Source organism: Saccharopolyspora antiqui, assembly GCF_052246905.1.
Taxonomy (GTDB): Bacteria; Actinomycetota; Actinomycetes; order Mycobacteriales; family Pseudonocardiaceae; genus Saccharopolyspora.
The window spans coordinates 51,323-68,836 of the sequence record NZ_JBQQBO010000021.1 but is presented as its reverse complement, the minus strand read 5'-3'; the positions used below and the strand labels follow the sequence as shown (position 1 = coordinate 68,836).

Genomic DNA, 17,514 nt, shown 5'->3' with positions numbered 1-17,514 from the left:
ACGCCCCGGTAGCGCCGGATAGCCGGGCCATGACCAGGAGTGGCTGAGTGGAAGACTTTTTCTCTTTCATCCTCTACCCGGTGTCGGCGATCTTGTGGTTCTGGCACAAGGTCTTCGGCTTCGTGCTCGGGCCGGACAACGGTTTCGCCTGGGCGCTGTCGGTGTTCTTCCTGGTGTTCTCACTGCGCGTGGTGCTGCTCAAACCGGCGATGAGCCAGCTGCGCGCGGGGCGCAAGATGGCGAAGTTCGCTCCGCAGATCCAGAAACTGCGGGAGAAGTACAAGGGCGATCGCCAGCGCATGGCGCAGGAGATGCAGAAGCTGCAGTCCGAGCACGGGGTGAACCCGCTCGGTGGCTGCCTGCCCGCGCTGTTGCAGATCCCGGTGTTCCTGAGCCTGTTCCACGTGCTGCGCAACTTCACGCCAACCGCGCAGAGCAACTTCATCTTCGACCGGGCGGGCGTCGAGTCGTTCATCAACGCCCACATCTTCGGCGCCAAGCTGTCGAACTGGATCACCCAGTCCGACCCGGAACTCGCGGCGTTCGGCACCGACCGGACGTCGATGATGATCGTCGGCATCCCGCTGATGCTCATCGCCTCGGTGGCCACCTTCTTCACCATGCGGATCTCGGTGCGCAAGCAGACCGACGCCGCGATGGCCAACCCGCAGTCGGCGATGATGGCCAAGTTCATGATGTACATCGCGCCGGTCGGCGCGATCGTCTCCGGCTGGTTCCTGCCGATCGCGGTGCTGCTGTACTGGCTGGCCAACAACGTCTGGACGCTCGGCCAGCAGCACTTCCTGACCAAGAAGATCGACCGCGAGCAGGAGCGGGAGAAGGAAAAGGAGATCGCGGCGAAGAAGGCCGCACCGCGGCCGAAGCCGGGGCAGAAGCCGGTGCGGCCCGAGGACAAGGCCGACGAGGCCGAGGAGACGACGGCCACCGCGACCACCGCCGAGCCCGGCCAGCAGGTGAGCAAGAGCAGCAACGGCCAGCGGCCCGGTAGTCGGCCGGGCGGCAAGAAGAACCGGCCGGGCAGGCAGGCCGCTGCGACGAAGAAGGGCCGAAAACGTCGTTGACGTGGCGTTTCGGCGCACTGATCAAACGAACGGGGCCGGTGGTCGGGTGACCACCGGCCCCGTTCGCGTCTGCGCCGATCAGCTCGGGGTGGCGATGACGATGCGGTTCTCGTCGTAGCCGAGGTCCCCGCCGACGTACCGGCCACCGCAGGTCACCAGCACCAGGCGGTGCGCACCGCCCTGGCCGAACAGTTCGCGGGCGCGCTCCGGCAGGTCGTCCTTGTGCACGGTGACGACCTCGGACACCTGGTACCGCCATTCCCGCCCGCCGTCGTCGACGACGGTCACGCGCTGGCCCGGTCGCGATTCCCACAGCTCGGCGAACGGCCCGACGGAGCCCTTCCAGTTGACGTGTCCGGCGAGCACCGTCGCGCCCTTCGGCGCGTCCAGTCCAGCGCCCCACCAGGTGGCCTGACCGATGCCGTCGGGCACCGGCAGCGTCCCGGAGCGGTCGATCTCCTTGCGCACGAGCTCCGCCGTCGCGCCCTGCGGCAGCCGGACCGTGCCCGGCGGCTGCCCGGCAGGCACGTGCACCGGCTGTGCGGGCAAGGCCTGCGGGCCGACGGCGGCAGCGCGCGGCGCTGCGGGAGCGGCCTGCTGATCGGTGCTGGTGAGCAGCGCCCCGCCGATCACGACCGCCACCGCGACCAGCCCGACCACCCCCGCCGCGACCAGCGCGAACAGCCAGCGGCGAGGCGCGATCACGACCGCCCGCCGTTGGTGATCCGGCGCCGCAGCACGACCCCGCCGACCGCTGCGGCCATCGCCAGGCCGCCCAGCCCGAGCAGCCCGGCGGGCACGCCGCCCGCCGGTGCGGTCGGGTCACCGGCCGGGATGCGGATCGGCACGGTTGGCGTGTTCGGCTTGTTGACCAAGGTCAACTCCAGGGTTTCGCCCGGCTTGAGGGTGCCGGTCACCGACGGCGGATTCGCCGGGTCGAAGGCTTCCTCGTAGCCGGGCGCGGGCGCGACCTCGATGAGCTTGACGTCCTGCGGGGCCCGCAGGTCGGGCACCGTCGCGGTGCCGTCCGGGCCGGTGACCACCACGGCGGGTTGCCCGTCGGCGCCCAGCAGGGGTGTGCCGTCCTGGCGCAGTGCGGGAGTGCCGTCGGCCGCGGTCACCCGCAGCGCGACCCCGGCGATGCCCGCCTGGCTCTCCGCGTCGACCTTGCCGACGTGCACGACGCCAGGGGCGGTCACCGCGGTGGTGGCGGCCTCGACCGACAGTTCCTGCTCACCGCCGGTCGACACCACGCGCTGCGTCGTGTCCGGCTGGTTGACGGCCTCCCGCACATAGGGCCGTTCGGCGGGTGCGGACAGCGTGCCGGTGATCTTCGGGTTCGGCCCGGTCGGCGTGACCTTGAGCACCAGCGGGCTGCCGTCCTCGGGCGTGGTGACGACACCGTCGGAGCCCAAACCCTCGACCGACGCGTCGGTGAGCGCGAGCTCGACCGGGACGCCGCCGACCCCCTCGTCGTCGGCGCGCTGCACCGCCAGGGTCCAGTCGGCGGGCTGGCCGATGGTCTGCTCGGCTTCGGGGGCGGTCAGTTCGGCCTCCCACGGACCCCGGTTCGCCTCGGCCTCCGCCCGGAGGTCGTCCACGGCGTCCCTCGCCGCCTGCGGCAGCTTGGCGTAGTGGCCGTCGACGTCGTAGGCGATCCGGGTGAAGTCGTTGTTCGGGTCCAGGTCGGACTGGCTGCGCGGTGCGGCGGTCCAGGAGTGCAGCAGGTGCGCGAGCGCGGCCGCCTCGTCCGGGGATTGGGTGTTGCCGTAGCGCAGCAGCAGGTAGGAGATGTTCGCCGCCACGTCGGACGGAATCGGGGTGCCCCACTTGGTCCTGAGCTCGTCGCCCGGCTGGTACTCCTCGCCGCTGTCCGGTGCGGTCAGCGCGAACTGCACGCACCAGACCTGCTGGCCGCCCACGAGGTAGGAGCCCAACCAGTCGCGGGCCCGGTCCCGGCCGCCGTAGGGCTGACCGGGGCGGGTCTCGTGCCCGATGGCCTCCTGCGGGTCGGCGCTCGCGGCGCCGGGGGTGACCAGCAGGGTGCCCCCGGCGAGCACGGCGGTGCCCAGCACCGCTGTGAGCCATTTCCTGAACATGCGCATGCAAGCTCCAGTTCCGGTGGTGGAGGTGAACGGCGCCGCGTGCTCGTTCTGCGAACCCCGACCAGGAGCAGCGGACGCCCGACGCGATACTTCCGATCACGGAGTGTGGCGACAAGAGGCCATCCGGCGGACCTTTTCAGGTGGTCTGCGGTCACTCCGCGCTGACGATTCGGCATCTGCTGCTGGTGTTGATCACCCGTTGGGCCGTAGCTGACGCGGTGCGGGGGAGCGCTGCGCTCACCGGGCGCAGCGTCGCGCGGAGGTTGGCAGCGCGATGTGATCGTTACCGTTCGCGAAATCGATACCGAGTAGTTTTCCACCCTGGTGGGGCCGGTTGAGATCGGCGGGTAAAGTCGGGTTTTACCGGAGCGGGAACCGGTCACTGCCCCCGATCGTTGTTCCGAATGACGGCGCAAGTACGCCCAGGAGGATGAGTTGCGCACAACGAGCAACCCCGCGTTCCGCAACCTGCCGACGACCGGCGGTTACGCGAACTTCAACTACAGCCAGGGGCAGACCGCGCCCTACGGCCAGACGCCGTCTGCCCCGCCGCAGACCGCGCGTCCGATGACCATCGACGATGTGGTCACCAAGACCGCTATCACCCTCGGCTTGGCGGTGCTCACCGGAGCGCTGACCTACCTGGTCGGCCCACCGGCGGTCGCGCTGGCGCTGCCAGCGGCGCTCATCGGCCTGGTGATCTCGCTGGTCATCGTCTTCAAGAAGAAGGTGAGCCCAGCGCTGGTCATCGCCTACTCGGCGGTTGAGGGCGTGTTCCTCGGCGGGATCAGCTACGTGTTCGGCGCGCTGTTCGACCCGGGGATCATCATCCAGGCCATCGCGGGCACCGTGGGTGTCTTCGCGGCCATGCTGGTGGTTTACAAGACCGGCGCGATCCGGGTGACTCCGAAGCTGACCAAGTGGATCATCGGCGCGCTCGCCGGTGTCGTGGTGCTGATGCTGGTGAACCTGCTCGCCAGCTTCTTCACCCCCGGTGGCCTGGGGCTGCGGGACGGTAGCTGGCTCGCCATCGCGTTCAGCCTGCTGTGCATCGGGATCGCGGCGTTCAGCTTCCTGCTCGACTTCGACGCCGCCGACAAGGCCATCAAGGGCGGGGTGGACGCCAAGTTCGCCTGGTACATCGCCTTCGGCCTGATGACCACGCTGGTCTGGCTGTACCTCGAAATCCTCCGCCTGCTGTCGTACTTCCAAAGCAGCGACTGACGGATCAAAACCCGAAGCGGGGCACCACCGTCCACCAAGGACAGTGATGCCCCGCTTCGCCGTCCCGATCGAATGATCTTTTCGAGGTGAAGGGCACCTTTGACCGGTATAGCCGGTCAAAGGTGCCCTTCACTCATCACCCAATCCGGGGAGCCGGTTGTCAGTTGAGGCGTTCCAGGACCATTGCCATGCCTTGGCCGCCGCCGACGCACATCGTCTCCAGGCCGAACCGCTTGTCGTGCCACTGCAGCGAGTTGATCAGCGTCGTGGTGATCCGCGCGCCGGTCATGCCGAACGGGTGCCCCACCGCGATGGCGCCGCCGTTGACGTTCAGCTTCTCCAGTGGAATGCCCAGGTCCTGGTAGGACGGGATCACCTGGGCGGCGAACGCCTCGTTGATCTCCACCAGGTCGATGTCGTCGATGCCGAGCCCGGCCCGCTTGAGCGCCTGCTTGGACGCCGCCACCGGACCGAGACCCATGATCTCCGGCGACAACGCGGAAACACCGGTCGACACGATCCGCGCCAGCGGCGTGAGACCCAGCTGCTCGGCCTTCGCGTCGCTCATGATCACCACGGCGGCGGCGCCGTCGTTGAGCGGGCAGCAGTTGCCCGCGGTGATCCGACCGTCCGGGCGGAACACGGGCTTGAGCCCGGCGACGCCCTCCTTCGTCACACCCGGTCGCGGCCCGTCGTCGGCATCGACGACCTTGCCGTCCGGGGTGGTGACCGGGGTGATCTCGCGACTCCAGAAGCCGTTGGCGATCGCCTTCTCGGCCAGGTTCTGCGAGCGGACGCCGAAGTCGTCCATCTCGTCCCGGCTGATGCCCTTGAGCCGGGCGAGGTTCTCCGCGGTCTGTCCCATCGGGATGTAGACGTCCGGGATCGCATCCAGCGTGCGCGGGTCGGTCCACGAGTCCGCGCCTTGCTCGGCGGTCTGCTGGGTGCGTGCCTGGGCATCGGCGAACAGCGGGTTCTTGGTGTCCTCCAGCGAGTCGGAGCTGCCCTTGACGAACCGGGACACCGTCTCGACACCGGCGCTGATGAACACGTCGCCTTCACCGGCCCGGATCGCGTGCAGGGCCATCCGGGTGGTCTGCAGGCTCGACGAGCAGTAGCGGGTAACGGTGGTGCCGGGCAGCTGGTCGTGGCCGAGCAGCACGGCGACCACGCGAGCCATGTTGTAACCCTGCTCGCCGCCGGGCAGACCGCAGCCCAGCATCAGGTCGTCGATCTCGGCCGGGTCCAGCTCGGGCACCTTGTCCAGCGCGGCGCGGATGATCTGCGCGGTGAGGTCGTCCGGCCGGATGTCCTTGAGCGAACCCTTGCCTGCTCGGCCGATGGGGGATCGCGCGGTGGCGACGATGACTGCTTCGGGCATGGGGAACTCCTTTGTCCGCGGTCGTGAGCGGCGAGGCGGGGTCCAGCCGTTCGGCCACTCACGACCGCCTCCGACGACATGGGCTACCGATCGGTCACTTTAAAGCCGCAACCCCATCTTGGCGGTGATTGCAGCCCCTGGACAAGGGCAAACCGACCGGTCAGTACGTCGGGTTTCGGGGAACGTCCGGACAGCCGCGATCACGCGTCGGCGTGTCGGTGCAGACGGCGGTTGAGGCGGGCGACTATCCGGCTGGTCGGACGGCGCGCCTCGGCCGCCTTCGACCGGGTCGGGGCCAGCGGCAGCGGGCCGCCCTCCCACTCGCCGATCGCCGCGCACATGGCGGGCAGCAGGATCGTCGTCGCCGCTTCGTAGCCCGCCGCCGACGGGTGGAACCGGTCGGGGCTGAAGAACTCGCCCGGCCGGGCCAGGAACTCCGGTGACAGCAGATCGGCCAACGGCACCGCGTGCCCACCGGCGGCCTCCACCGCGCCCCGCTGGGCGCGGCTGAGCGCGAGGCTCCAATGCCGCGCGATGGAGCGCAGCGGCTGCGGGATCGGCTGGATCGCACCCAGGTCGGGGCAGGTGCCGACGACCACCGCCACCCCAGCGCCGACCAGTCGACGCACCGCGTCGCCGAGCAGTTCGGCGCACGCCGAAACCGGCAGCTTCGAGGTCACGTCGTTGGCCCCGACGATGATCAGCACCAGCCTCGGCGGGCGGAGGAGCGCGGCGTCCACCTGCGCGGCCAGCTCCTGCGTGGTGGTGCCGACGATCGCGTGCGTGGTCAGCGAAATCGGCCGGTCGAGTTCCTCGGCGAGACCGCGGGCCAGCCGCACCCCGGGCAGTTCGGCGGGGAAGTTGACACCGAGCCCGGCTGCGGAGGAGTCGCCGAGCACGGCGAGTTCCAACGGCTGCGCGCCGTCGGCGAGCTCGCGGCGCGGCACCGGTCCGAAGCCGCCCGGCAGGTGGATGCCGTCGGCGCGCAGCGGTTCGTTGGCCGGTGGTCCGATCACTCGGCGGGCGTATCGGGACTGGCCGTTGAGCAGCCCGTACGCCGCACCGGAAAGTCCCCCGGCGGTGCCCGCCGCCAACAGCGCGAGCCGGAGCGCCTTCGCCGCGATCATTCGGCCCTCCCTCACAGTCCGGCAGCCGGATCCCGTCCGCAGCAACGGGGATGAAATGGTCACCCATGCCGCCCCAGGTTCGCGCGGCGAACAACCCCGTCATAGGCAAGACGCCGGGCGGACCGGATTCGTTCCCTGACTGTGTGTCGTAGTCCAGGTCCCGTGGGTTAGCCGGTGACCAGGCGATTAGGCTCGACGTCACACCCCTCCGAACAGCAGTTGCGAAGGATTGAGGACCGGACGTGGACTACGTCGAACACGTCACCGAACTGGTGGGCAACACCCCGCTGGTGCGGCTGAACGCGGTGGCCACCGGGCAAACCCCGGTGCTGGCCAAGGTCGAGTACCTGAACCCCGGCGGCAGCGTCAAGGACCGCATCGCGCTGCGCATGATCGAGGCGGCCGAGGAATCCGGTCAACTGCGCCCCGGCGGCACCATCGTGGAGCCCACCTCGGGAAACACCGGTGTCGGACTGGCGATGGTCGCCCAGCGCAAGGGGTACCGCTGCGTGTTCGTCTGCCCGGACAAGGTCAGCGAGGACAAGCGCAACGTGCTCAAGGCCTACGGCGCGGAAGTGGTGGTGTGCCCGACGGCGGTGCCGCCGGAGCACTCGGACTCCTACTACAGCGTCTCCGACCGGCTGGTCCACGAGATCGAGGGCGCCTGGAAGCCCGACCAGTACTCCAACCCGGCCAACCCCGAATCCCACGTGCACTCCACCGGCCCGGAGATCTGGGAGCAGACCGAGGGCAAGGTGACGCACTTCGTGGCCGGTATCGGCACCGGCGGCACCATCTCCGGCACCGGCGCTTACCTCAAGAAGGTCTCCGGCGGGCGGGTGAAGGTCATCGGCGCGGACCCGGAGGGCTCGGTGTACTCCGGCGGCGGAGGGCGGCCCTACCTGGTGGAAGGCGTCGGCGAGGACTTCTGGCCGACCACCTACGACCGGGAGATCTGCGACGAGATCGTGCCGGTCTCCGACGCCAACTCCTTCGAGATGACCCGACGGCTCGCGCGCGAGGAAGCGCTGCTGGTCGGCGGTTCCTGCGGGATGGCGGTCGCGGCGGCGCTGGAGCTCGCCGAGCGAACCGGCCCGGACGACGTGATCGTGGTGCTGCTGCCGGATGGCGGACGCGGCTACCTGACCAAGGTCTTCAACGACTCCTGGATGGCCTCCTACGGATTCCTCTCGCCGGACCACGGTGGCGGATCGGTCGGCGATGTGCTGCGCCGCAAGGACGGCACCATCCCGGACCTGGTGCACGTGCACCCGAACGAAACCGTCGCCGAGGCGGTGGCGATCCTCCGTGAATTCGGTGTCTCGCAGATGCCGGTGGTCAGCGCCGAGCCGCCGATCATGGCCGCCGAGGTGGTCGGTGCGGTCAACGAGCGCGACCTGTTGGAGGGCTTGTTCGCCGGGCAGGCGAATCTCGCGGACCGGGTGGAATCGCACATGTCGCCGCCGCTGCCGACCATCGGCGCGGGCGAGGAGATCAGCGCCGCGATGGTCGCGTTGGCCGGAGCCGACGGGGCCATGGTGTTGATCGGTGGAAAGCCCGCCGGTGTGGTCACCCGGCAGGATGTGCTCGGATTTATCGCTGGTCGATGACGAGTTGTTACGGAACGGCACTACGCTGCTGGCGCATCAGATAGCGTGTGCTGACGTATGCCCAGGACTTCGCATTACGCCCCGAGGGAGTAGGACACCCGATGAGCTCTCCGCAGCCGCCGGACGGCGGTCAGCAGGGTTCGGACCAGATCTCGAACCGGATGGACCCGCAGGACCCCAACCAGGCTGGCAGCGACGCGACTCAGGTCGTGCGACCAGTGCAGTCGCCGGGCGTGCAGCCGCCGTCCGACTCGACGCAGGTCGTGCCGCCGTCGATGCAGCCCCCGCAGCCGATGTACCAGCAGCCTGGTCTGGCTGGGCAGAGTGGCGCCGAGGCGACCGCGATGGTGCCGCCGTCGATGCAGCCGCCGCAGCCGATGTACCAGCAGCCCGGCACCCAGAGCCAGCCGGGCGGTTTCCCGGCCCAACCGCAGCAGCCGGGCACACCGGGTAGCGGCTTCCCGGCCCCGCAGGCACAAGCCCCCTACGGCGCCCAACCCCCGCAAGCCGCCTACGGCCAGCCCCCGCAGCAAAGCCAGGGCCAGGGGAACGCGGCGTTGGCCAAGACCGCCGCGATCTTGGGCATCGTGTTCGGTGCGCTGGGCCTGCTCTTCGGCCTGATCGGCATCATCGGTTTGATCGCGTTGTCCGGCCTCGCTTCGCAGGCCGAGGAGTACGGCGTCGAGATCCCGCCGATGGGCCTGATGTACGCGCTGGTGGCCATCAGCTTCCTGGCGTCCATCGCATACCTCGTCGGCGGCATCCTGCTGCTGAAGCGCAAGCCGATCGGCCCGCTGCTGGTCGGCGGTGCCGCAGCCGTCGGCGTGTTGGCCAACCTGATCAGCACGATCATGTACCCCGGTTTCTCCGGCGTGGTCGGCATCTTGTTCGGCATCGCGCTGGCGGTGCTGGCCTTCCTGCCGGGCACTCGGCAGTGGGCGGCCGCCGGTCCCGGCGCGCCAGCCCCGGCTGCGGCCGGAGGCTACGGCCCGCCGCCGGGTGGCTTCGGTCAGCCCGGTCAGCAGCCGGGTGCGCAGCAGTTCGGTCAGCCGGGCCCGCCGCAGCAGTACGGCCAGCCCGGTCAGCCGCCGCAGCAGTACGGTCAGCCGGGCCAGCAGCCCGGTGGCTTCCCGCCGCCGCCCGGCGGCCAGCCGCCGCAGCCCCCGCAGTGGTGAGCTGAGCACGACTTGAGAGCGGCCCCGGACTTTTGGTCCGGGGCCGCTTCGCTTTCTGGCGTCCTCGTGGGAAACCTCGTGCTCCGGCCAGAACAACGGGTCGTCAGGAGGGCCCGCGCCGGGCCCGGGTCGGCGAACCGCTGTGCGGGACGTACGCTGCTCCACATGAGTGACGGCTTTGCCACCCGCGCTATTCATGCGGGCCAGGAGGCTGACCCGACGACCGGTTCGGTCATCGTGCCGATCCACGCCACGTCGACCTACGCCCAGGACGGGGTGGGCGGCTTGCGTGCGGGCTACGAGTACTCCCGCACCGGCAACCCGACCCGCACCGCGCTGGAGGAATGCCTGGCCGAGCTGGAAGGCGGCCGACATGCGCGCGCGTTCGCCTCCGGCATGGCGGCCACCGACGCGGTGCTGCGGGCCACCCTGCGGCCAGGCGATCACCTGGTCATCCCCGACGATGCCTACGGCGGGACGTTCCGGCTGGTGGACAAGGTGCTCTCCAGTTGGGGCATCGAGTACACCCCGGTCAAGGTGTCCGATGTGGATTCGGTCCGGGCCGCGATTCAGCCGAACACCAAGGTGATCTGGATCGAGACGCCCACCAACCCGCTGCTCAACATCGGTGACATCGCCGCTCTCGCGCAGGTTTCCCGCGATGCGGGCACGAAGCTGGTCGTGGACAACACCTTCGCCTCGCCGTACCTGCAGCAGCCGCTGGAGCTCGGTGCGAACGTGGTGGTGCACTCGACCACCAAGTACCTCGGTGGGCATTCGGATGTGGTCGGCGGTGCGGTGGTCACCTCGGACGACGAGCTGGCCGAGCAGATCGCGTTCCTGCAGAACGGCGCGGGCGCGGTGCCCGGTCCGTTCGACGCGTGGTTGACGTTGCGCGGCATCAAGACCCTCGCGGTGCGGATGGAGCGGCACAGCGCCAACGCCGAGCGGATCGCCGCCGCGCTGGTCGGGCATCCGAAGGTGGCCAAGGTGTTCTACCCCGGGCTGCCGCAGCACCCCGGCCACGAGGTGGCGGCCAAGCAGATGCGCCACTTCGGCGGGATGGTCTCGTTCACGCACGTCGACGGTGAGGAGGCCGCCCTCGCGGCCTGCTCCCGCACCAGGTTGTTCACCTTGGCCGAGTCGCTCGGCGGGGTCGAATCGTTGATCGAGCACCCCGGCCGGATGACGCACGCCAGCACCGCGGGCTCGATGCTGCAGGTCCCGGCGGACCTGGTGCGGCTTTCCGTGGGTATCGAAGACGCCGACGATCTGGTCGAAGACATTCGCAGCGCCCTCGGCTGACCAGGCAGTAGGCGATTTCGCGCGAAATCGCCGCTTCCCGTGGGGAGTGGGTGGCGATTTCGCGCGAAATCGCCACCCACCCGCTTCGACCGAATTGCGAAGGTTAGTTTTAGGTAAAACCCTCGCGCGCTCCGCTGAAGGAGCGCCGATTGTCATCCGTTCGGTGGATGGGTGTCAGCGTTCCATGGCGGGCTCGTTGCTGCCCAGCGGGCGGACGTCGGTCGGATGCCGGGGACTGACCGGGAGGTCGTCGGACTTCAGGCAGCCGCCGATCAGCTCCACCACGCCGTCGTTCGAACGATAGGCGCCGGGCTCGTCGCAACCCGAGTTCAGTACCGCGAGCACCGCCGCCCCGGACAGCGCAGCGGCCGCGACAATGCCGGTGACCAGTGGGAACGCGCTGGTCGTTGGGGTCAGCCGCGTCATGCTTCCTCCCGTGTGTGGCCCCGGCGCCAGCGTCGCGCGGCAATCCCCGAATCCGGTGTGGCACCAGAACAGGTGCTCATGAATGGTCGATGGTTGCGCATGGCCCCCTCCGCGACAGCTTCCCCCCGACAGCCCCTTCGCGACGGCTTTCTTCCGATGGTGCCATCGAACTGCGGGCACCCGGCCGCTTCTTCGAGGGTACCGAACGTGCAGCCCGAGTGACCTGCGATCCGCGGTGGCACGATTGGCGCATGCGGCTGGTCGATTTGGGCCAAATCCGAGCCGCGGGCGAAACGCTCGCCGGGATCGCGCGGCGAACCCCCATCGAGCATTGCCGGGTGCTCGGCGCGCATTGCGGCGGTGAAGTCTTCTTCAAGTGCGAGAACCTCCAGCGCACCGGCTCGTTCAAACTCCGAGGCGCCTACGTCCGGCTGCACGCGCTGGACGAAGTGCGTCGTGCCGCCGGGGTGGTCGCGGCGAGCGCCGGGAACCACGCGCAGGGCGTCGCGCTCGCCGCGTCGCTGCTCGGCATTCACGCCACGGTGTTCATGCCCGAAAGCGTTCCGCTGCCCAAGCTCGCGGCCACCAAGGCCTACGGCGCCGACGTCCGGCTGCGAGGTGCGGTGCTGGCGGAAGCGATGGCCGCCGCCCGGGAGTACGCGCTGCGGACCGGAGCGGAATTCATCCACCCCTACGACCATCCCGACATCGTCGCCGGTCAGGGCACCGTCGGGTTGGAGATTCTGGCGCAGCTGCCAGCGGTCCGCAGCATCGTGGTGCCCACCGGTGGCGGCGGGTTGGTCGCCGGTATCGCCGCTGCGGTCAAGGCCGAGCACCCGCAGATAAAGGTCCTCGCGGTGCAGGCCGAGCAGGCCGCGGCGTGGCCGGTTTCGCTCGCGGCGGGCAAACCGGTGCGGCTGGCCGAAACCCCGACGATGGCTGACGGGATCGCGGTCGGCGAGCCTGGTCCGGTGCCGTTCGCGCATGTGGCCGCACTGGTCGACGGGGTGCTGACGGTCAGCGAAGAGGCCCTGTCGCGGGCCCTGCTGCTGTGCCTCGAACGGGCGAAGCTGGTGGTCGAGCCAGCCGGGGTCGCCTCGGTGGCGGCGCTGCTGGAGCATCCCGAGCAGGTCGCCTCGCCGACCGTCGCGGTGCTTTCCGGCGGCAACATCGATCCGCTGTTGCTGCTGCAGCTGATCCAGCACGGCATGAGCTCGGCGGGCCGCTACCTGTCCTTGCGGGTGCGGTTGCCCGATCGGCCCGGTTCGTTGGCGGGCTTGCTGGCGAAGTTGGGCGAACTGTCCGCGAACGTGCTCGACATCGAGCATTCCCGCATTTCCGGGGCGTTGGCGGTGGGCGAGGTCGACGTGGAGATCTCGCTGGAAACGCGCGGCCCCGAACACCGCGAAAACGTCGTCATCGAACTCGAATCCGCGGGTTTCACCATCGTCGCCAAACGCTGAGCACGGCCGGATCAAAGATTGCCGCGGCGTTCCTGTTCGCGTTCGATCGCCTCGAAAAGGGCTTTGAAATTGCCCTTGCCGAAGCCCAGCGAGCCGTGCCGCTCGATCAACTCGTAGAACACCGTCGGCCGATCGCCGATCGGTTTGGTGAAGATCTGCAGCAGGTACCCGTCTTCGTCGCGGTCGACCAGGATGCCGTGCTGCTTGAGCGTCTCGATGGGCACCCGAACCTCGCCGATGCGCGCCCGCAGCCGCGGGTCGTCGTAGTAGGCGTCCGGCGTGTTCAGGAATTCCACGCCAGCGGTCCGCATCGCCGTGACGGTCTCGATGATGTCGCCGGTGGCCAGCGCGATGTGTTGGCAGCCCGAGTCCCGGTAGAACTCCAGGTATTCGTCGATCTGCGATTTCCGCTTGCCGACGGCCGGTTCGTTGAGCGGGAACTTGACCCGGTGGTTGCCGTTGGCCACCACCTTGCTCATCAGCGCCGAGTAGTCGGTGGCGATGTCGTCGCCGACGAATTCGGCCATGTTCACGAAGCCCATGACCCGGTTGTAGAACTCGACCCACCGGTCCATCTGGCCGAGTTCGACGTTGCCCACGCAGTGGTCAACCGCCTGGAACAGCCGCTTGGGGGCACCGGACGGCTTGGTGTAGCTGCCTCGCTGCGCGACGTATCCGGGCAGGTACGGGCCGGTGTAGCGGCTGCGGTCGAGCAACATGTGCCGGGTCTCGCCGTAGGTGGCGATCGCCGCCTCGCGGATCGTGCCGTGCTCGTCGGAGACGTCGTGCGGTTCTTCGAGCACCGTGGCGCCCTGCGCGCGGGCGTGCTCGATGCACTTGTCCACGTCGAGCACCTCCAGCGCCAGGTCGACGACCCCGTCGCCGTGGCGGCGGTGGTGGTCGGCGAGCGGACTGTCCGGATCGACCGCGCCCTTGAGCACGAACCGGGCCGATCCGGACTTCAGCACGAAGGCCTTGTGGTCCCGGTTGCCGTGCTCGGGACCGGAGTAGGCGATCAGCTCCATGCCCAACGCGACCTGGTAGAACAGTGCGCTCTGGGTGGCGTTGCCGACGACGAACACCACCGCGTCGAGCGCCTTGACCGGGAACGGATCCTTCGTGTCGTCGTGCTCGACGAGACCGACGAGGCGGCGCATCTGGTCGAAGGTCACGTCGTCGAGCTGCCCGGTCTGGCTGCCGTGGTTGACGGTGCCGGTCACGATGTCCTCCCGAGGGTTCGCCGAAGAGGTGCTGCAAGTCAGCGTGCGCCCGATCGGTCATCCTGAGCAACACTCGTTGATTTCGCTGCACAAACTGATCAGTATTTGATCCGGAAGACTGGATGGATTGGTCAACCTGAGTAGGAGATGCGACTTGGCTCCCAATGCCGAGGGATTGGACGCGCTGGACGCGCGGCTGCTGCTGTTGCTCGCCGACGAGCCCCGGCTCGGGGTGCTGGAGTGCTCGCGGCGGCTCGGCGTCGCCCGCGGCACCGTGCAGGCCCGGATGGATCGGTTGGTGCAGCGCGGCATCCTGCTGGGGTTCCCGCCGGAACTGGACCTGGCGGCGATGGGTTACGGCCTGACGGCCTTCGCGGTGCTGGAGATCGCCCAGGGGCGACGTGCGCTGGTGGCCGAGCAGCTCGCGGCCATCGACGAGGTGTGCGAGGTGCACGCGACGACCGGGCAGGGCGACCTGTTCGTGCGGATGGTGGCCCGTTCCAACGCCGACTTGCAGCGAGTCATCGACGAGGTCGTCGGGGTGTCCGGGGTGCGGCGCACGTCGACTTCGATCGCCCTGTCCACCCCGGTGGCGCCCCGGGTGCGGCCCCTGCTGGAACGCTCGGCCGCTGCGCAGAACGAATACGAGGAGTGAGGCGCAACGCACCGCGGGCGCCCCCGATCAGGGGACGCCCGCGGTGTGGGATTCGGCTTCGGGTTCAGCCAGCGTACGGCTCGGCCTTGACCAGGGTCACCGTCATGGTGCCGCCGTTGGGCAGCTCGTATTCCCGGGTCTCGCCTTCCTTGGCGTCCAGCAGCGCCCGGCCCAGCGGGGAGTTGGGGGAGTAGACCTCCATGTCGCCGTGCGCACCCTCTTCGCGGGTGGCCAGCAGGAACTTCTCGGTCTCGTCCTCGCCGTCGTAGCGGACGGTCAACACCGAGCCGGGCTTGGCGACGCCCGATTCGGTGGGCACGTCGCCGACCTTGGCGGTGCGCAGGAGTTCCTGCAGCTGGCGGATCCGGGATTCGATCTGACCCTGCTCCTCGCGGGCGGCGTGATAGCCGCCGTTCTCCCGGAGGTCGCCTTCCTCGCGAGCCTCGTTGATCTTCGCGGCGATCGCCGGGCGGTTGGCCACGAGCTCGTCCAGCTCACCCTTGAGCCGGTCGTAAGCATCCTGGGTCAGCCAGGTCACCTGGGTCTCGCTCACGGTCACCACTCCTCGTCGACTGCGGCCCGTACTTTCCACGGGCCAATTGCATTTCCGCACACTTATTTCTCAGCTAAAGCCAAGGAACGGAAAAACACGGCCCGCGCGGGGCCGTGCTGAAGCCGACGATAGCACGAAGTAGCACGTCCAGGGCCTGGATTTTCCCAGCGCCGGGCGTGGTACGCCGCTGTTCACCCAGTTGGCCGCGTGTGGGTGGACAAATATTCAGGAACGTTGTAAGTGCAGCCGTACACCTCCCCGATGGTTGCTCGGGTCGAGGTACGCAACACAGTGTCCTGTCTGGTAATGCCGCTCGCAGATTGGATCAGCACTTCTTTGCGACCGACTTCCTCACCGGATTCGGCGCGGGCGCGCACCACGCAGTCGGCGGGTCGCTGCGGTTCGTCGCGCTGGACTTCGAGCACGATGCGCACCGACTGGTCGTCGAGCACGTCGAAGGCGACCTGCTTGCCCTCGATGGGTGCGCTGCCCAGGTTCCGGTACCCCACGTACGCCACGCCCACCATCGCGACGAGCACGATCGCGGTCAGCAACCAGCGAAGGCCGGGGCGCGGACGCGTGCGGCCACGCGCTCCGTACCGGTCCTGCGGGATCTGCTGGTGCGTCACCGGCTCGGGCAGCCTTTCGACTTCGGTCTTCTCCGCCGCCCGCACCCGCCTGGTGCGGGGGCTGGCGCCGGGTATGTCGGACCGACCGGGAACAATGGGTGCCGACATCCTCGTTAATTATCCCTGGGGTGTTCGGCGGCCTGTCTGCGGGGCCGCGTTCGACGGAGTTGCTGCAAGCGGGAGGACTACCTGGCGATGGCGGAGAAGCTGCGGCTGATGACGGTGCACGCGCACCCGGACGACGAGTCCAGCAAGGGAGCCGCGACCACCGCGCGTTACGTGGCCGATGGACACGAAGTGATGGTGGTCACCTGCACCGGTGGTGAAGCGGGCAGCGTTCTGAACCCGGCCATGGACCGGCCGGAGGTGACCGCGAACCTGCCGGAGATCCGCCGCGCGGAGATGGCGGAGGCGGCCAAGATTCTCGGAGTGCAGCACCGGTGGCTGGGCTTCGTCGACTCCGGGCTGCCGGAGGGCGACCCACCACCGCCGCTGCCCGACGGGGTCTTCGCCACGGTGCCCGCCGAGGTCAGCACCGGGGAGCTGGTGAAGGTGATGCGGGAGTTCCGGCCGCACGTGCTGATCACCTACGACGAGAACGGCGGCTACCCGCATCCGGACCACATCCGGTGCCACGAGATCTCGGTGGCGGCCTTCGACGCGGCGGGTGACCCCGACCTGTACCCGGACGCGGGCGAGCCCTGGCAGCCGTTGAAGCTGTACTACTCGCACGGTTTCTCCCGCAAGCGCATGCAGCTGTTCCACGACGCGCTGGTGGCAGCCGGGCTGGAGTCCCCGTACGGCGAGTGGCTGGCCAAGTGGGATTCGACCCGCCCGGATCCGGACCAGCGGGTTACCACGCGGGTCGAGTGCGGGGAATACTTCGAGAAGCGCGACGATGCGTTGCGCGCCCACGCGACCCAGATCGACCCGACGAGCCGCTGGTTCGCGGTCCCGATCGACATCCAGCGAGAGCTGTGGCCGACCGAGGACTACGAGCTGGTGCGTTCGCTGGTCGACACCACGTTGCCGGAGGACGACCTGTTCTCCGGCGTGCAGGAGAAGGTGTGCGCATGAGTGCACGGGAAACGGTCGCCTTCGTCCTGGCGCAGGCACCGGCTCCACCAGCCGACCCGGGTGGTCAGGGTGAGGACTTCGGCAAGTCCTCCCCGGTCGGTCTGGTGCTGCTGATCTTGTTCGCCATCGCGGTGGTGTTCCTAATCCGGTCGATGACCAAGCACCTGAAGAAGGTCCCGGTGGTCTTCGACGAGGAGAAGGCCGCCGCGGCGGCCCCAGCACGATCGAAGCGAGCAGCGGCGACCCGAGAAGCCGAAACCGAGCAGAGCGAGACGAAGCCCGACAAGGGCGAATCCCCCTAGCGGCATTCCGCCAGGAGCCACCAGCTCAGGATCACCGGATCCGGTGGTAGGTGAGGGGCACCTGTGACCCAGTTACTTGGTCACAGGTGCCCCTCACCTCGAAAAGATCACCTCTTGGGTTAGGACTCCAGGGGGTGTGGGGGCCGGGCGGTGCGGAAGCGGATCGGCACCGTCACCCGT

General features: G+C 68.9%; 17 protein-coding genes. 9 read left to right on the top strand and 8 right to left on the bottom strand.

All coding sequences use genetic code 11. The annotated features are described in order from the left end of the window. Positions 1 to 47 precede the first annotated feature (47 nt). Positions 48 to 1,082 carry a membrane protein insertase YidC gene (yidC, locus tag ACTWQN_RS27925; protein WP_443206560.1) on the top strand — a complete coding sequence of 345 codons (1,035 nt, stop codon included), beginning with the start codon at positions 48 to 50 and terminating at the stop codon, positions 1,080 to 1,082. Positions 1,083 to 1,160: 78 nt separating this feature from the next. Here yidC and ACTWQN_RS27920 read toward each other — a convergent pair whose 3' ends face one another. Beyond that, positions 1,161 to 1,787: a class F sortase gene (locus ACTWQN_RS27920; protein WP_443206559.1), complete on the bottom strand. Its 627-nt coding sequence runs from the start codon at positions 1,785 to 1,787 to the stop codon at positions 1,161 to 1,163. After that, positions 1,784 to 3,181 carry an MSCRAMM family protein gene (locus tag ACTWQN_RS27915; RefSeq protein WP_443206636.1) on the bottom strand — a complete coding sequence of 466 codons (1,398 nt, stop codon included), beginning with the start codon at positions 3,179 to 3,181 and terminating at the stop codon, positions 1,784 to 1,786. The genes ACTWQN_RS27920 and ACTWQN_RS27915 overlap by 4 nt, the downstream gene beginning before the upstream one ends. Before the next feature lie 441 nt (positions 3,182 to 3,622). Here ACTWQN_RS27915 and ACTWQN_RS27910 point away from each other — a divergent pair, with 441 nt between their 5' ends. After that, the gene (locus ACTWQN_RS27910; protein ID WP_443206558.1) at positions 3,623 to 4,411 is read left to right on the top strand and encodes a Bax inhibitor-1/YccA family protein; all 789 of its coding nucleotides are present in this window, start codon (positions 3,623 to 3,625) and stop codon (positions 4,409 to 4,411) included. Between the two features lie 160 nt (positions 4,412 to 4,571). On the opposite strand, the gene ACTWQN_RS27905 is transcribed toward ACTWQN_RS27910, so the two are convergent. Together ACTWQN_RS27905 and ACTWQN_RS27900 are read right to left on the bottom strand one after the other, a co-directional pair. Further along, entirely contained in the window at positions 4,572 to 5,792 is a 1,221-nt protein-coding gene (locus tag ACTWQN_RS27905; RefSeq protein WP_443206557.1) for an acetyl-CoA C-acetyltransferase, read from the bottom strand. 200 nt (positions 5,793 to 5,992) lie between these two features. Further along, the gene (locus ACTWQN_RS27900; RefSeq protein ID WP_443206556.1) at positions 5,993 to 6,919 is read right to left on the bottom strand and encodes an SGNH/GDSL hydrolase family protein; all 927 of its coding nucleotides are present in this window, start codon (positions 6,917 to 6,919) and stop codon (positions 5,993 to 5,995) included. Positions 6,920 to 7,161: 242 nt separating this feature from the next. Here ACTWQN_RS27900 and ACTWQN_RS27895 point away from each other — a divergent pair, with 242 nt between their 5' ends. The 3 genes from ACTWQN_RS27895 (at position 7,162) to ACTWQN_RS27885 (ending at position 11,009) form a co-directional block, all read left to right on the top strand. Further along, positions 7,162 to 8,529 carry a cystathionine beta-synthase gene (locus ACTWQN_RS27895; RefSeq protein WP_443206555.1) on the top strand — a complete coding sequence of 456 codons (1,368 nt, stop codon included), beginning with the start codon at positions 7,162 to 7,164 and terminating at the stop codon, positions 8,527 to 8,529. Between the two features lie 101 nt (positions 8,530 to 8,630). After that, entirely contained in the window at positions 8,631 to 9,704 is a 1,074-nt protein-coding gene (locus tag ACTWQN_RS27890) for a hypothetical protein (RefSeq protein ID WP_443206554.1), read from the top strand. Between the two features lie 165 nt (positions 9,705 to 9,869). Beyond that, positions 9,870 to 11,009: a cystathionine gamma-synthase gene (locus ACTWQN_RS27885; RefSeq protein ID WP_443206553.1), complete on the top strand. Its 1,140-nt coding sequence runs from the start codon at positions 9,870 to 9,872 to the stop codon at positions 11,007 to 11,009. 174 nt (positions 11,010 to 11,183) lie between these two features. On the opposite strand, the gene ACTWQN_RS27880 is transcribed toward ACTWQN_RS27885, so the two are convergent. Further along, entirely contained in the window at positions 11,184 to 11,435 is a 252-nt protein-coding gene (locus tag ACTWQN_RS27880) for a hypothetical protein (protein WP_443206552.1), read from the bottom strand. A 251-nt stretch (positions 11,436 to 11,686) separates the two neighbouring features. Between ACTWQN_RS27880 and ilvA the strand changes: the two genes are divergently transcribed. After that, on the top strand, positions 11,687 to 12,898 hold the full coding sequence (ilvA, locus tag ACTWQN_RS27875) for a threonine ammonia-lyase (RefSeq protein ID WP_443206551.1): 1,212 nt from the start codon (positions 11,687 to 11,689) through the stop codon (positions 12,896 to 12,898). An 11-nt stretch (positions 12,899 to 12,909) separates the two neighbouring features. Here ilvA and hppD read toward each other — a convergent pair whose 3' ends face one another. Further along, on the bottom strand, positions 12,910 to 14,055 hold the full coding sequence (gene hppD / locus ACTWQN_RS27870) for a 4-hydroxyphenylpyruvate dioxygenase (protein WP_443206635.1): 1,146 nt from the start codon (positions 14,053 to 14,055) through the stop codon (positions 12,910 to 12,912). Between the two features lie 217 nt (positions 14,056 to 14,272). Between hppD and ACTWQN_RS27865 the strand changes: the two genes are divergently transcribed. Beyond that, a complete protein-coding gene (locus ACTWQN_RS27865; protein ID WP_443206550.1) occupies positions 14,273 to 14,773 on the top strand; it encodes an Lrp/AsnC family transcriptional regulator in 501 nt (166 codons plus the stop codon). Between the two features lie 64 nt (positions 14,774 to 14,837). On the opposite strand, the gene greA is transcribed toward ACTWQN_RS27865, so the two are convergent. Beyond that, the gene (gene greA / locus ACTWQN_RS27860; RefSeq protein WP_443206549.1) at positions 14,838 to 15,326 is read right to left on the bottom strand and encodes a transcription elongation factor GreA; all 489 of its coding nucleotides are present in this window, start codon (positions 15,324 to 15,326) and stop codon (positions 14,838 to 14,840) included. Positions 15,327 to 15,517: 191 nt separating this feature from the next. Next, positions 15,518 to 16,063, bottom strand: coding sequence for a DUF4307 domain-containing protein (locus ACTWQN_RS27855; protein WP_443206548.1), 546 nt, complete (start codon positions 16,061 to 16,063; stop codon positions 15,518 to 15,520). Positions 16,064 to 16,150: 87 nt separating this feature from the next. On the opposite strand from ACTWQN_RS27855, the gene mca reads away from it, so the two are divergent. Then, positions 16,151 to 17,032, top strand: a complete 882-nt coding sequence (gene mca / locus ACTWQN_RS27850) for a mycothiol conjugate amidase Mca (protein WP_443206547.1) — start codon at positions 16,151 to 16,153, stop codon at positions 17,030 to 17,032. Further along, positions 17,029 to 17,334 carry a hypothetical protein gene (locus ACTWQN_RS27845; protein ID WP_443206546.1) on the top strand — a complete coding sequence of 102 codons (306 nt, stop codon included), beginning with the start codon at positions 17,029 to 17,031 and terminating at the stop codon, positions 17,332 to 17,334. The genes mca and ACTWQN_RS27845 overlap by 4 nt, the downstream gene beginning before the upstream one ends. Positions 17,335 to 17,514 lie beyond the last annotated feature (180 nt).